The sequence below is a fragment of the Niastella soli genome, from assembly GCF_017742245.1.
Lineage (GTDB): Bacteria > Bacteroidota > Bacteroidia > Chitinophagales > Chitinophagaceae > Niastella > Niastella soli.
This window is the reverse complement of sequence record NZ_JAGHKO010000001.1, coordinates 1,671,322-1,685,958: the sequence shown is the minus strand read 5'-3', so window position 1 is coordinate 1,685,958 and position 14,637 is coordinate 1,671,322. Positions and strand designations below refer to the sequence as shown.

The 14,637-nt window shown below is 42.5% G+C and carries 17 protein-coding genes; 1 reads left to right on the top strand and 16 read right to left on the bottom strand.

The features are described 5' to 3' along the window. Positions 1–50: 50 nt before the first annotated feature. Entirely contained in the window at positions 51–650 is a 600-nt protein-coding gene (locus tag J7I42_RS06935; protein WP_209138044.1) for a hypothetical protein, read from the top strand. A gap of 119 nt (positions 651–769) precedes the next feature. Here J7I42_RS06935 and yidD read toward each other — a convergent pair whose 3' ends face one another. From yidD to gldC, 16 genes are all read right to left on the bottom strand, one after another. Beyond that, positions 770–1,000: a membrane protein insertion efficiency factor YidD gene (yidD, locus tag J7I42_RS06930; RefSeq protein ID WP_236065399.1), complete on the bottom strand. Its 231-nt coding sequence runs from the start codon at positions 998–1,000 to the stop codon at positions 770–772. Continuing rightward, positions 997–1,389, bottom strand: coding sequence for a ribonuclease P protein component (gene rnpA, locus J7I42_RS06925; protein ID WP_209138043.1), 393 nt, complete (start codon positions 1,387–1,389; stop codon positions 997–999). The genes yidD and rnpA overlap by 4 nt, the downstream gene beginning before the upstream one ends. Positions 1,390–1,480: 91 nt before the next feature. Then, on the bottom strand, positions 1,481–1,636 hold the full coding sequence (rpmH, locus tag J7I42_RS06920) for a 50S ribosomal protein L34 (protein WP_081160029.1): 156 nt from the start codon (positions 1,634–1,636) through the stop codon (positions 1,481–1,483). Positions 1,637–1,799: 163 nt separating this feature from the next. Next, a complete protein-coding gene (gene murI / locus J7I42_RS06915) occupies positions 1,800–2,657 on the bottom strand; it encodes a glutamate racemase (RefSeq protein ID WP_209138042.1) in 858 nt (285 codons plus the stop codon). Between the two features lie 87 nt (positions 2,658–2,744). Then, positions 2,745–3,308 (bottom strand): OmpH family outer membrane protein, encoded by a 564-nt coding sequence (locus J7I42_RS06910; protein ID WP_209138041.1) that lies wholly within the window; start codon positions 3,306–3,308, stop codon positions 2,745–2,747. Between the two features lie 121 nt (positions 3,309–3,429). After that, positions 3,430–3,945, bottom strand: coding sequence for an OmpH family outer membrane protein (locus J7I42_RS06905; RefSeq protein ID WP_209138040.1), 516 nt, complete (start codon positions 3,943–3,945; stop codon positions 3,430–3,432). 40 nt (positions 3,946–3,985) lie between these two features. Next, positions 3,986–6,715 (bottom strand): BamA/OMP85 family outer membrane protein, encoded by a 2,730-nt coding sequence (locus tag J7I42_RS06900; RefSeq protein WP_209138039.1) that lies wholly within the window; start codon positions 6,713–6,715, stop codon positions 3,986–3,988. Between the two features lie 105 nt (positions 6,716–6,820). Then, the gene (locus J7I42_RS06895) at positions 6,821–7,582 is read right to left on the bottom strand and encodes an isoprenyl transferase (protein ID WP_209138038.1); all 762 of its coding nucleotides are present in this window, start codon (positions 7,580–7,582) and stop codon (positions 6,821–6,823) included. 173 nt (positions 7,583–7,755) lie between these two features. Then, the gene (porG, locus tag J7I42_RS06890; RefSeq protein ID WP_209138037.1) at positions 7,756–8,613 is read right to left on the bottom strand and encodes a type IX secretion system protein PorG; all 858 of its coding nucleotides are present in this window, start codon (positions 8,611–8,613) and stop codon (positions 7,756–7,758) included. A 59-nt stretch (positions 8,614–8,672) separates the two neighbouring features. After that, entirely contained in the window at positions 8,673–9,551 is an 879-nt protein-coding gene (locus J7I42_RS06885) for an NAD kinase (protein WP_209138036.1), read from the bottom strand. Positions 9,552–9,581: 30 nt separating this feature from the next. Then, positions 9,582–10,976 (bottom strand): POTRA domain-containing protein, encoded by a 1,395-nt coding sequence (locus J7I42_RS06880; protein ID WP_209138035.1) that lies wholly within the window; start codon positions 10,974–10,976, stop codon positions 9,582–9,584. A 114-nt stretch (positions 10,977–11,090) separates the two neighbouring features. Further along, positions 11,091–11,753 carry a CBS domain-containing protein gene (locus tag J7I42_RS06875; protein WP_209138034.1) on the bottom strand — a complete coding sequence of 221 codons (663 nt, stop codon included), beginning with the start codon at positions 11,751–11,753 and terminating at the stop codon, positions 11,091–11,093. A gap of 162 nt (positions 11,754–11,915) precedes the next feature. Beyond that, a complete protein-coding gene (locus J7I42_RS06870; protein WP_209138033.1) occupies positions 11,916–12,692 on the bottom strand; it encodes an alpha/beta fold hydrolase in 777 nt (258 codons plus the stop codon). Positions 12,693–12,823: 131 nt separating this feature from the next. Further along, positions 12,824–13,366 carry a CvpA family protein gene (locus J7I42_RS06865; RefSeq protein WP_209138032.1) on the bottom strand — a complete coding sequence of 181 codons (543 nt, stop codon included), beginning with the start codon at positions 13,364–13,366 and terminating at the stop codon, positions 12,824–12,826. A gap of 194 nt (positions 13,367–13,560) precedes the next feature. Then, on the bottom strand, positions 13,561–14,013 hold the full coding sequence (locus tag J7I42_RS06860; protein ID WP_209138031.1) for a GatB/YqeY domain-containing protein: 453 nt from the start codon (positions 14,011–14,013) through the stop codon (positions 13,561–13,563). A gap of 16 nt (positions 14,014–14,029) precedes the next feature. Continuing rightward, the gene (gene gldC, locus J7I42_RS06855; RefSeq protein WP_209138030.1) at positions 14,030–14,377 is read right to left on the bottom strand and encodes a gliding motility protein GldC; all 348 of its coding nucleotides are present in this window, start codon (positions 14,375–14,377) and stop codon (positions 14,030–14,032) included. Between the last annotated feature and the right edge of the window lie 260 nt (positions 14,378–14,637).

Below are 14,637 nucleotides of genomic sequence, written 5' to 3'. Positions count from 1 at the left end.
ATCCCGGTTTTACCGGGATTCTTTTTTTTAACCTTTCTAAAAATAGCCCAATGAAATGTACTTTGTTTTGTACGATGATTGCCATGGTATGCTTTGCAGCCTGTTCGCCAGGCGTTGAAAAGAAAGTAAAAGTAATGGCCAGTGGTAAGATAAAAGTTGATGAAGCCACAAAAACCGTTACCCTTGAACCTGGTACTCAACACAACGAAGCTGAATTAACCCTTTCCGAAAAAGATAAAGCGGTTACTGTTAAAAGTCCTGACGGTGATCAGTCTTATGAAGTGCCTGATGCAGGTGTGTATTTACTGAACATCAAAACTGATACGTTGATCGGGCACCTGGTGAATTTTGGCAATGGCGGTCGTGCTACTTCTATCACCACTGAACAACTGGAACATATCATCGATAGCACCCAGCAATTGATAAATGGTCAAAATGCCAGTGATGCCAACAAAACATATTTCATTGTGCCTAAAACCATCAAGAAACTTACTACTAACCAGAATGCGCAGTTGATTAACCCTTACAGTACTATTCCTGGTTCAGTTAGCGTTGATAAAGACGGTAAAGCTCCTGAGATGTATAAATTCTCTACTGCCAAACAAGAAAGACAAGACCTGAGTGAACTGGTGGAAAGAATGAAGAAATAGAAAAATATTGACTTTATATAGAACCCGCCATAGGCGAGGCACGTGTCGAATGTTGAAGTAGTTATTACTTAAGCATTCGACATTTGCTTTTAATTACTTCAATAGTCAAATATTTAAAACTATGGTACCGGATCGTACCCATGACCGCCCCAGGGATGGCAACGGCTAATACGCCTGATGGTAAGCCACAATCCTTTAAATACACCATACTTTTTGAATGCTTGCAGGGAATATTGCGAACAGGTTGGAGTGAACCGGCATTTCGGTCCCAGCAGGGGGGAAATTATCCATTGATACAGCTTTATCAATGCCATGAACGGAAGGCTCAATATTCGAAGTACCAGTTTCATTTTACATCATTTACTGTTTGTAACAGTTTCTTCAACACCACTTCCACCTTTTCTTTTATCAGCGCATAGGCGGGTAATTCTTTTCCGGTGTATATTAAAAATAACGCCAGCTTTCGGTCTTTTGTTTGCAAAGCCTGTTCCAGTGGTCCTTTTTGAAGGCGATAAGCTTCCCGCATCAAACGCTTTATACGATTGCGGTCTACAGCCCGTTTAAAATTGCGGCTGCTTACACTAAAACCAGCCTGAAGGGGGACCACAAGCTGATCAACCGTTTTGTATTGCACCCGTATGGGAAAGGCAGTTACTGCCCGCCCTTCACTGAACAGTTGTTCAATGATCTTGCGGCGTTTCAGCCGTTCGTCTTTCTTTAAAGTAAATTGTTGAGCCATCGGGTTTCCTCAAAAATAAAATAGTCCCGTCAAGACGGGACTATAATTTATTTAAACTGCTGCCCAGCCTTATGCGGCGGGAACATACAGATTATTTTAATTTCCTTTCGTCGGAAACAGTCAGTTTTTTACGACCTTTTTTACGACGAGCGGCCAGTACTTTACGGCCGTTAGCATCCTGCATACGTTTACGGAAACCATGAACGGTTTTACGACGACGGCGGTGCGGTTGAAATGTACGTTTCATAATTGATTTCGTTTTTTACACATTTGAAATATGATCCGGGAGAAGCGGATCAGGTTCCAATTTTCGCAGACGGGTCACCATACCCGCCCCGCCATAAGCGGATGAAAGGACCGCAAAGGTAGGAAATGAATGGTTAAGTATGAAACGGCATGAGCAAAATGTTCTAATAAATATGGTCTACTACCGGTATACTATTATCCAGATCAACGTGATTGCTGTGCACCTCTTCCCCAAAGAATATACTGGCATGATTATCAAAATCTTCTGTTGAATCTGTGGTATTAAACAACCGGTGGCCATTTTTACTGCAGCGGTTTTCCAGCTCCGTATGGCGCTTCAGGTAGTCTTCCAGGCTATTGGCCACTATTTCGCCCTGCGATACCACTTTTACCCCGGCCGGCAAAAACTGCTGGATCTTTTCGCGCAACAGCGGATAATGGGTGCAGGCAAGCAACAGGGTATCAATATCGCGGTCGTTGGCCATTACATGATGCACATTCTTTTGTACAAAGTAGTCAGCGCCCGGTTGCATGTGTTCATTGTTTTCCACAATGGGCACCCACATGGGGCAGGCTTCCTGGTATACTTTAATATCGGGGAAAAATTTCTCGATCTCAATAAGGTAGGAGCCGGACTGAACCGTTCCATGGGTGGCCAGTATGCCTATTTTGCGCGATTTGGTAAACTCCCCAATGATCTCGGTAGTGGGCCGTATAACGCCTAATACCCTGTTATCGGGGCACAATTTGTCTAAATCGTTCTGTTGTATAGTGCGCAGGGCTTTGGCCGAAGCCGTGTTACAGGCTAGTATCACCAGCGGACAGCCCTGTTCAAAAAACCATTCAACACATTGCAAGGTATACCGGTATACCGTTTCGAACGAGCGGTTACCATATGGCGCCCGGGCGTTGTCGCCCAGGTAGGTATAATCGTACTGGGGCAACTTTTTTACAATCTCCTTCATTACCGTAAGGCCACCATATCCCGAATCGAAAATGCCAATTGGCTGCGTTGTAAGCATACCACAAATTTACCGCCTATGCAGGGAATAAAAAAAGTCCCGACGGTTGTAACCGCCGGGACTAATATATTCTAGCAAAGTATTTGCTTATGGTTTTTTGGCAGGTGCCGCGGCAGGGGCTGCAGGAGCGCCGCCACCAGCTGTAGGTAATTTAATATTCAGCTTTTTGGCAACCAGAGGCAGAATATCATCACCAGGAGGAGCTACCAGCAGGGCCTCTTTTTCAAATACATAACCATAACCATTTTCTTTGGCTACAGATTGTACAGCTTCATAAGCCTTTTTGTTGATGGGGCCCAACAAGTCCTGCTGACGTTGTTGTAATTGTTGTTGAATGCGCTCTTCTTCACCACTCAGTTCCTGACCCATTTTGGTCAACTCACCTCTTTTTACAGTTTTTACAGCAGCAGTAAATGTTGCTGAGTCTTTGTTGTATTTTTCAACAGCAGCATAGAAAGCGTTTTGCTTTTCGGTTGCGCTTTGAATTAATGCATTTTTCAGATCTTGCAGGGATGAGTCTGCTTTTCTGGTTTCTGGCATTACACTTACCAACTCCTGAGAGCTGATGTATCCAATTTTACTTTGAGCACTTACTTCACCAGCCGCTACCAGGCCCAGGGCGAACAACGTTACGGAAAAAAACTTTTTCATTGAATTTCAATTTTTCTCGCACCCTTAGCGAGTTTCCTTTGCGTAGGGGTGGTCGGTTATTTTTTTGTTTTAAGTTGAAAAAAACCTAATGGTGGTTGCTTTCCCTTTATCGTCTTATGTTTTATTTAACGCCCAGCTCTTTTAAAATATCCTCACTACGGTCCAATTTGGGGTCGGCAAATATAACAGTAATTCCTTCACTTTTATCTAAAATAAAATCCAATTGACGGTTAACGGCCAGCTTCTGGATCGCATTGTAAACCTTGTCCTGTATGGGTTTCACCAGTTCCTGTCTTTTCTTAAACAGATCGCCTTCAAAACCAAATCGTTTACGCTGCAGGTCCCGAACTTCCTTCTCCCGCACATACAATTCATCCTCCCGTTTTTTCTTTAATTCGGGACTTAGCATAACCTGCTCAGCATCAAAATCCTTGTACATTTTATCAAGTACCCCCTGTTTGGCATCCACCTCTTTTTGCCATTGTTCACTGAACTGGTCAAGTGTTTTCTGGGCTTCCTTGTATTCAGGTAATTTATCCAGAATGTATTTGGTATCCACAATGGCATACCGGCCATACTGCGCTCGCGAGGCTAAGGCCAGGGTTACCAGGCAGATCATTAATAATACTTTCTTCATGGTGTTCCTTTTAAGGTTTATTAATCGTGAACGATGAATACTATTCAGGTTCATAACCTAACATAAACGTAAAGCGTGATGCATCTTTTAAGCTGCCACCAGGTGTGATCCGGTCAAACCCTACGCCATAATCAAATCCAAGCAACCCGAACATAGGCAGGAAGAAACGCATACCCACACCAGCACTTCTACGCAGGCGGAATGGATCGTATGACTTATAGTCGTACCAACCGTTGGCGGCTTCAAACCAAACCATACCAAAGATGGTACTGCTTGGGTTGGTAGTGAACGGATACCGCATTTCAAGCGTATACTTATTAAATATAGTAAAGAACTCACGCGCGTTCTGCTGATCAGGATTGATCTTGGGATTAGAACTTTCATACACAGGGTAACCACGATGGGCAATGATATCATACCCAAGAATGTAGCTACCATTTGCCAAACCGGCATCTCCCACCTGGAAGCGCTCGAATGGCGAATAAGGCAGATCAGTATTGTACCGGCCCATGAAACCATACTTGGCTGCGGCACGCAGTACAAACTGCCGGGATTTATCGGCACCCATCGGACGGCCAATGGGAATGAACCATTCGGCATTGAGGCGCCATTTATGGAACTCAGGTAATTTATAACTATCCTGGCTGGTTGTATTCTCCCTGAATAATGAATAGGGGGGCGTAAACTGACCGCTCAGCAAAAAGTTGGAACCGCTGGTTGGGAAGATCGGGTTAGGACCAGCCGAGTTACGGTTCAACGCAATTTTAACACTCAGGTTGTTTGAGGTACCGTTTTTGAAATCCGGTGTAAACAAAGTATAGTTCTGCAACTTATACTGTGTATAGCTGAGTGAGTATACCAATGTAAAGAAGTCATCGGGCCATTTCAATTGTTTACCCAATGAAACACTGGCGCCAAAGTTTTTCAACCTGTTGGTATCGCTGAAGAAATATCTTCCGCTGGCATCAATACCACCTGTACGGAACACACTTTTATATAATGAGAAGGTCAATGAATTCCTTTTCTTACCACCTAACCAGGGCTCAGTGAATGAGAAGTTGTATGACTGATATGCACGGCCATTTGATTGTACACGCATGCTCAGTTTTTGGCCATCACCGGTAGGTAATGGGTCCCACGCCTTTTTGTTAAAGATATTCTTAATAGAGAAGTTGTTGAATGTAACACCCAACGTACCGGTTAAACCGATACCACCACCCCAACCGGCGCTCAGCTCAAGCTGGTCAGAAGATTTTTCTTCAACGGTATAGTGAATATCCACCGTTCCATCTTCCGGGTTTGGCACGGGGTTGATACCGATCTTCTCCTGATTAAAGAAGTTCAGCTGTGCAATTTCACGTTGTGAACGAATAAGGTCCTGACGGCTGAATTTTTCACCGGGCAGTGTACGCAACTCACGACGAATAACGTGCTCTTTTGTTTTTTCGTTACCCTGAATAGTTACATTCTTAATGGTAGCCTGAGGCCCTTCCGTAATACGGATCTCGAAATCGATGGTATCGTTGTATACCGCCGTTTCAACCGGATCAATACGGAAGAAGAGGTAACCATCGTCCATATAATAGCTGCTGATGTCGCCACCTTCCTGTGACATTTGTTTACCCAGCTTCTTGTTCAGGATCTCCAGGTTATAAGTATCGCCCTTGGTGATCCCTAATAATATACTAAGTACAGAATCGCTGTATTTGGTATTTCCTTTCCAGGTTACATTACCAAAATAGTATTGATGGCCTTCATCTACTTTAAGGTCTACCTTCAGGTTCCCTTTATTATTAAAGTATTGGGTATCCGCTACTATAGCGGCATCGCGGTAACCTAATGAGTTATAATATTCCAGTACTTTTTCTTTGTCTTCTTCGTACTTCTTGGTATTGAACTTGGCCGAGCTGAATAATTTAAACCGGAAATATGGATCGAGATATTCCTTTGTTTTGGTAAGAGATAAAAAGCCTGCATCGCCCAGGTATGCTTTGAAGGAAGGTTGTTTGGTTTCGCCATAAGGGCTTGCTTCTTTAGTGGGATACAAGGTGATCTTGGTCATTTCCTTGGTACCCTTCAATTGCTTTTTCAGCCTCAGTTCACTCACATTCTGATTTCCAAAAAAGCTCACGTTCTCAATACGCACCTTGTGGCCTTTTTGTACATATATATTCAGGATAATTGAGTTCGGCAGGTTGGGATCTTGTACCTCTTCAATTTTAACGGAGGCGCTTTGAAACCCTTTATCGGTATAAAATCTTTTAATTACGTCTTCGGCGTTGCGTTTGGTGTTTTCAGTAACCACCCGGCTTGGTACCAGTCCTATTTTATTTTTTAATTCGTCCTGATCTGCCTTTTTGGGACCTATAATGTGGAACTTGGACAATGCAGGTCTTTCAGTAACATTTATTTCTATAAATAATTTATTGCCTTCCAGTTTGGTGAAAAAGATCTGCATGTTCGAGAACAGGTGCTGATTCCACAGGTTATTGAGGGCTTTACTGAAGTTATCCCCCCCGGGTATCATCACTTTATCGCCCACATTTATGCCCGCAATGGATATCAGCAGTTGTTGGTCGTACCGTTTAGTGCCTGTAACCGTAATACCGCCAATAAAATATTCATGGGCAGACTTTGAGTTGAGAATATTCTCTAATTCCGGATCAATAGACGTTGGAACGGTATCGGTGGCAACCTGGGCACGGAGTGAACCGACTGTTAAACTTGCAAATACCAGTAAAAAAATACTAAAAGTACGCGAACGCTGCATTCCGGGGAGTTTAAAGTGGAGCAAATTAAGGGGGATATTTTAAAAGGGTTTGTTAAAAAGGAAACTAATCGACGGATTCATAAAATCTTCATGACCAATTCGTAATTATCCGTTTATCTGTTCCTTTTGAACCTGATCGCCGGTTTTGCCAAAGCGTCTTTCGCGCAGTTGGAAATCCAGAATGGCCTCATACAGGTTCTCCTTCCTGAAGTCGGGCCAGCGAACATTGGTGAAATACAATTCTGCATAAGCTAGTTGGTATAATAAGAAGTTACTGATGCGGTATTCGCCACTGGTGCGAATCATTAGTTCGGGATCGGGGAAGTTACTGGTTGCCAGGTATTGTTGCAGGGTGTTTTGGGTGATGGCCGCAGGGTCTATTTTCCCGGCTTTTACGTCTTCGGCAATGTGTTGTACGGCCTGTACCAGTTCCCAGCGACTGCTGTAACTCAACGCCATTACCAGGTTCAACCCGGTATTCTGGCTGGTTATCTGCAGCGATTCGTTCAGTTCTTTTTGTGCATATTCGGGCAACATTTTTACGTCGCCTATTACATGCAGCTTAATATTATTCTTATTAAGGGTTTCGGTTTCCTTGCGAATAGTTTCCACCAGCAGCTCTATAAGCCCCGTTACTTCATTTTGCGGGCGGTCCCAATTCTCGGTGGAGAATGCATATAGTGTAAGATATTCCACGCCCAGCTCGGCACATCCTTCTACGATATTGCGCACGCTCTCCACGCCATGAAAATGGCCGTAGAGGCGGTCTTGCCCCTTTTCCTTTGCCCACCTGCCATTCCCGTCCATAATAATTGCTATATGGCGAGGAAGTCGTTGAAGGTTAATTTGCTCCTTTAGGCTCTGCATACCCTTTTTTTGAAGGGCACAAAGGTACGAAAAAGTTACCTGTTACCGGTTTCCTTTCCGGGTTTCTGCGTTTCTGGTTGTAAAAGGCCTCCCGCCATTTTGGATTCAGGCATAAAAAAACCAGGTACCCCGCTGGGGTACCTGGTATCCGGTAACTGGTTACCGGTAATTATTTAATTAGCTGAAGGACAGCGATATGAAGTAAGGTTGAACGATAAAGTGAGTTCTGCCATCACATATCCGTCTTTTTGCTTGCTGTAACCGCGTTGCCGGCCTTCAATTCCTATAGCATCTCCCGTTTCATAAGAACGGTCCTGTAATAACCCGGCTGCTGAGGGCGTTCCATCGGGCAGTGGCGGAAATTTATCGGAACCTACATAGGTTTTACTCACGTCATCGAGGTAATCGGTGGTGGTGAACCGGTATACCACTTCAAAGCCCAGGTTCATCCGGTCGTTCAATGCATATTTCACACCTACCCCAATAGGTACGCAAAGGGCCATGGTATTATAGGGTTTGCGATCGGGATAAGCGGCAGTGCCCTGACCTTCGGTGCCCAGTGGCCGCAGAAAATATTTCTGGTTGTTGAGATAGGCAAAGGGATCATAACTGAATACGCCAACGCCTAGTGTTAAATATGGGGTGAAACTGTAATATGGATCGGCCGGAACAAATTTAAAGAAGTTGAAATCGCCTTGCAGCGCGAGCTCAAATATGTTCGAATTAAAGCTCAGGTTCCGACGGTGTTGATAATCGTTTTGGGTATTGTATACATCTGAATAACCCAGGCGTGCATAATGCGCGGATATACGCAATGCTGTATAGTTACCAAATTGTTTACGGAAGAATACGCCTAAAGCAGGTTTGGGCCTGTTTAATTTCGCTCTTGTATTCAGGTCACCAAAATAATGCGCTGCCCCGACCGAAATACCAAACTCACCTTGCTGAACAATACTTTCATATTGGGCAGTAACCTTTTGCACACATAGTACGGAATTAAACAGTAGTGCTGTTACAACCAATTTCTTCATAATTCGCAATTTAACATTAAGAACCGGATTTGCCGGTAATTTTACATTGTATTAAAAAGTTAATTCCTCGTATCCAAACCCCATGATAATTTGTTACGCAGGGTCTGCAGGAAATTATTTTCATTCAACCGTACCAGGCTAAGGGTAAAGGATTCGTTACGCACGGCTAATTGTACCTTTTTATCTACGAGTTCTTTACGCGAATCGAGTGCGCAAATAAAATGATCTGTCCGGCCTTCAATCTCAAATGATATAATATTATCATCTGGTACAATTATAGGTCGAACATTCAGGTTATGTGGGGCTACGGGGGTAATTACGAAACTGGAGGATTCAGGAAAAACCACAGGGCCATTACAACTTAACGAATATCCGGTTGACCCGGTAGGAGTTGCCACAATCACGCCATCAGCCCAGTATGTATTTAAAAATTCACCATTCAGATACGTATGAATTTTTATCATGGGTGATGTATCCGTTTTATGAATAGCAAATTCATTTAATCCGTATGGTACATCGCCGAATAATGGTTTACTCGCATCCAAATGAATTAACGATCGCTTGTCTATTAGTATTGTGCGCTTGACCAGGGATTGTACTGCAATGTGCAATTCTTTACTACCTATACTGGCCAAAAAACCCAACCGGCCAAAGTTGATCCCCAGCACAGGAATGTTCTTATCCCGGACCAGGGTAACGGTATCGAGTAAAGTACCATCGCCCCCCAGGCTTATTAAAAAATCAAATGCATCGGTGAGATCATTCGAGTCATTGAACAGGGTGGTTTTATCGGAGAAACGCACCGATGACTGGATCATCTCATAAAAAGGTTTGTATATAACCGGGTGAATATTTTCCTTGGCCAGTTCATCGAGCAATTGTTGCACTTTGTCATACTGGTCATCATCAATAACCCTGCTATAAATGGCTACCTTCATACTATACGGTTAAAATATTTTTTCTGACGTTTAAAAATCGCTCTTAATGTGTAAAAATAGTCCGTTTTGTCCTAATTGGTTGAAGCTGTAGTCGAGCCGCAATACGAAGTCATAGAATGTAACCAAATCAATTCCTGCGCCATAGGTATACAATGTGCGGTTCGTGAGGGAATTATTAGTAAAATTCTTATTATAAGAATAGCCCAGATCGCCAAACAGGCGGGCATAAATGCGGAAAGGTATATGGTCGTGCGATTTCGATTTTATATAGGTTGGGATACTAAATTTGAATAACTGGTGACGATAGCTTTGTCTGGTTAAAATACCGGCAGAACCGTCAATTACATAATTCTCCAGCCCGCGTAAGTACATATCGCCATACCCGAACATGCGTTGATTTATATAGGGTTGGTTAAAGGGAAACCGCAGCATCCCCACGCCATTCCAGCTAAAGAAGTCCTTCTTGCCCAATTGCCAGCCCTTGGTAGCTTTTCCATTTAACTGCCACATGTTCATTTCATGGTTGAACCCTCTTTTCACGATTGACCCGTCGGCCTGCCAGCCAGTAAGCGGGAACGCTTTATAATCAACATTTACATAACTGATGTTATACACCAGTTCGGGAAAACTGATCTCGTGGCGTTGATAGCCGTAATATTTGGGATTTAAATTATTTATGCCAGGGTCAACTTCCTGGTGAGTGTACGCCACCGAGAAGGAATGCACGGTGCGTAACCCCGGCCTGTACGTCCAGTCAATATGGCCCGACCACTGTCTTATTCCATTGCGCAAAGAGTCAACAAAAACCTGCTGGTTATCTATAGTAGCATAATTGATCTCCCGGTTAAATGAATAAGAAAACCCAACCCGGTAACCATGTTTCAACGATTTGTCGGCATATGGTTGATCATATTGGAATTGTATCTGTTGTGTATAGCCGGTGATCAACCAAAGTTTCAGTTTATCATTGCGGCCGGTAAAATTATTATAGGTGAATTTAAAGCCATAATTCACCCGGTCGAGCCCATAGCCCTGTTTGGCCCATTCGTTCAAATTTCGGTCAATAGGTTTCAGGTATGGGAGCGGGAAAATATACCATCGTTCTTTTACCTGTATAAGGATATCAACTACGTATCCACGAAATGCCTTTAAGGATATAATTACATCGTTAAATAACTGGGTATTTATCAGCTGCTGGCGAGAGATCTCAAAGCCTTTTACCAGATCGGGCAGGTAAATGGAATCGCCGGTTTTAAATGGCAGTTCCCTTGTAATGATGTAGGGCTTTGTTTTTTTATTTCCTTCAATTATTATATCGCCTACAACAAAAGGTGAAGAGTAGGTGTTATTGGTACCAGACACAACACTTGGTAAGGCTTGGGACGTGGGGTCCACAGGCGAGGGCTGGGCATGCACCAATGCCACACAACACAACAATGTTAGTATACAAAAAAAATTCTTTCCCATGCACGTGCCCTGGCAAGCAGTTGCTCTGTTTTCTAGGTTTAAAAAATAAGCCGGCCGTTTCCTACTGTTGTGCTAAATATTCAGATAATTCATCAAGTGGTCGTAATTGTTCCGCAGTTCGTTCTCGTATAATTCTTCGCCAAAATAATATTTCACATTGTACTCATACCGCTGAAATGTAGCAACAATATCGGAAATTTCGAATTTATTGATTTTAATTGCTACAAAAAAAGAACTGGTATTATTATCCCAATAACTATTTAACTGGGTTATTTGGGCATCGTTGGTTTCTACCAGTTTACTGAGTTCTGAAAAAGAGAAATTACGTTGTTCCATTTCCAGCACAATTAAACCACCAGGCTCACTTGCACCTGTGGTTTTTCCCAATTCTTTTAAAAGGTCAATGGCTGCAATGGCTCCTATAAATTCATTTTTTTCCTTATCAATAACCGGAACCAGGGAAAGATTATAGTCATTCAACATTTGTACCGCCTCAATAAAATGGGTATTGGCGTGTACGGCCACTTTCGAAAAGTGAGTATCAAGAGATTGGAGTGTAGTACGTTCATCGTGGTTCATCAGGTCTTCCTCAAATACCAAACCAAGGTATTTATCCTCTGCCACAACAGGTAATTGCATAACATGGAATTCCGACATCAGGTCCAGCGCCTGAATAACCGAATCACTCAGGTTGAGTGTGGGAATCGTGGCTGATATTAATTCTTTGTTGAGCACTGAATCAGAGTTTACCTACCTATAAAATGTTATACGATAAAAATCCACAACTGGTTTGTATCACAATAGTACCTATGCAAAATAAATTCCACACCAGGTATAAACCCTTGCAAACAGTTAGGTAATTACCTTAACCAAATATAATCATTTAGACGATAGTATTTAGGCTACCGCTGCAGGCTCGTTTAACTTTGTTAAAAATTTATGGAGTATACGGTTAAATTCATCCGGTACTTCCATCATTGGCGCATGACCACATTTGTCAATGAAATGCAGCTCGCTGTTTGGAATTAACCGATGAAACTCCCGGCCTACAAACGGCGGGGTAATGGCATCATTATTACCCCAGATCAATAACGTGGGTTGTTTGATTTGATTGATATCCTCGCCCAGATTATTGCGAATGGCGCTTTTTGCCAGTGCAATTATTTTTATGGCTTTCAAACGGTTGTTTACGATCTCGTACACCTCATCAACCAGTTCTTTGGTTGCAATCTTCGGGTCGTAAAAAGTTAACTCCGTTTTCTTCTTTATATAATCGTAATCACCGCGTTTAGGATAGGTATCGCCCATTCCATTTTCAAATAAACCGGAACTGCCGGTTAAAATGAGCGATTTTATGCGTTCAGGATTTTTCAGCACATGTAAAATGGCTACGTGGCCGCCTAATGAGTTGCCCAGCAGGTGTACATTCTGAAAATCGTGAAATTCAATAAACTTATGTACAAACTTCTGCAAGCCCCCTACAGAGGTATGCAGCAGGTCCATGTCAAGCAAAGGGAGTAACGGAACCACAACTTTGTTATGGTTCTTGAAGTAATTGATCAAATCACCAAAGTTGCTGAGGGCACCGAATAATCCATGTAATAGTATTAGCGGTTCGCCTTCGCCTTCTTCAATATACTTGAATTTATCCACTTGTTTGATCGTATAATTCATCAGCTATGTCTGTTCAAGTCAGTCAATTAATCGCTAAAGTAAACGTTTTACTGCAAATAATCCATCCTTGCAGTTTTACACTTGCAATTTTAATGTAAGCTACTGATTTTTTTACGTTTTCGTATCACACCTTAGCGTGGTAGCTTTTGTGTGGCAAACCCGTCAAAAAAAGCACTTAGCTCTGTAAACATATCTTTAAATACTGGTATCAGTTTCCCGAAACCGTTTATAACCCAGGGCCCCAGCGGCTGTAACCATGCCCAGGTAATTGACTTAGCGAGTGTTTCATCACTAATGAGCTTTACCTTTTGTACAAAGAACAGCACTACACTGAGTGTAAACATATACAAAATCGCGTACAAAATAACGCCTGCAATCCGGTTGGCCCATCCCATCATAGCCAGTTCAACTGTAGATTCCAACAAACTGGCCACCCAGCGCACTAATAAGACCACCCCGATAAAAACTACTGCAAATGAAATAAAAGGCATCCATTTCGCAGAGATATTAACGGAATCTTTTAAATAATCTGCTACAACCACCGATAATTTCATGGCAGCGGCTACACCTGCAATAAACGCAAAAATTGAAAATACTGCAACTATAAGTCCGCGCCGTAACCCTTTTATAATGGCTATAACCAGAAATATTAGAACTAATATATCTATGAGCATGGTACTGAAGTGTAACTTACATAAAATAAGGTCCGAAGTAAGAAGTATTTCAATCTTCCGGCATCTTCCCCACTTTTATACCTCCATTTCTTTCCGTTTATCCCAGCCTTCTCTATTTGCTATACGCCCTACTTCTTTTCTCCCGCTTCAAAATCTTACACCACAATAATACACTTCAATAGCAATTGCCCTGCCTATTTAGCTAATAACTCCTTTACCAACGCGCTAATTGCCTTTCCATCGGCCTTGCCAGCCAGTTGTTTGGTGGCCACACCCATCACTTTGCCCATATCGGCTGGTGAAGAGGCCCCGGTTTCGGCAATAATAGAAGCTATTATTGTCCTAAGTTCTTCCCCACTTAACTGTTTGGGTAAAAATTTCTCTATTATCTCAATTTCTTCCTGCTCTTTTTGTGCCAGGTCGGTCCGGTTCTGTTGGGTAAAAATTTCCAATGAATCTTTCCGTTGCTTAACCAGCTTCTGCAATATTTTGACCTCGTCTTCCTCCTTCAAATCGCCGCCCGCTCCTTCTGAAGTCTTTGCCAGCAAAATGGCAGCTTTAATGGCGCGTAAACTACGCAACGCTTTTTCGTCCTTGGCCAGCATGGCTGTTTTCAGCTCAACCATGATCTTTTGTTCTAAGTTCATATGCGGCTTTTTGAGATTACAATTTATTTTCTTTCAGTTGAATGTCGCGAAAACGACCATAAAAATCCTTGGCAAAGCTTTTCATCATTTCCACCAGTTCGGCCTGGTGCGTGGCCCGCTCAAAACTATCAGCCATCGTCATAATGGTTTGATAATAAAAATCGGCCATTTCATCAACCATCATATCTTTTGTCCACAGGTCCATACGCAATGCCGATTTATCGGCCCCGTCCCAAAACGACAACATCATAGCCCTCGCCTTCTGTGCATTCTCAGCAGTACTGTCCGTGGCATTCCACAATATTGTATCTGGAATGTTTTTTTCGTCAAGCGCTACATCAATAGTTATTCTCGATTGCCTCATTTTATTTGATTATCAGTTTTTTATATTTTGAACCGCAAAAGTACACCGATTTTTAATAGCTTTTGGTGCCTTACTACCCATTCACATTGTGTAAATGTAAATTAAACCACCATCCGGCATCAATTGTTAAATGATATATAAGATTTTGACAATGTCTGTGTTGCATAAAATACGGCCTGAAAAATAAGGTACTAACCCGTTGGTAAATACAAGATTATTTGATAATTTGGGGAATACGCTTCAAAATCTTCCCGGATTTA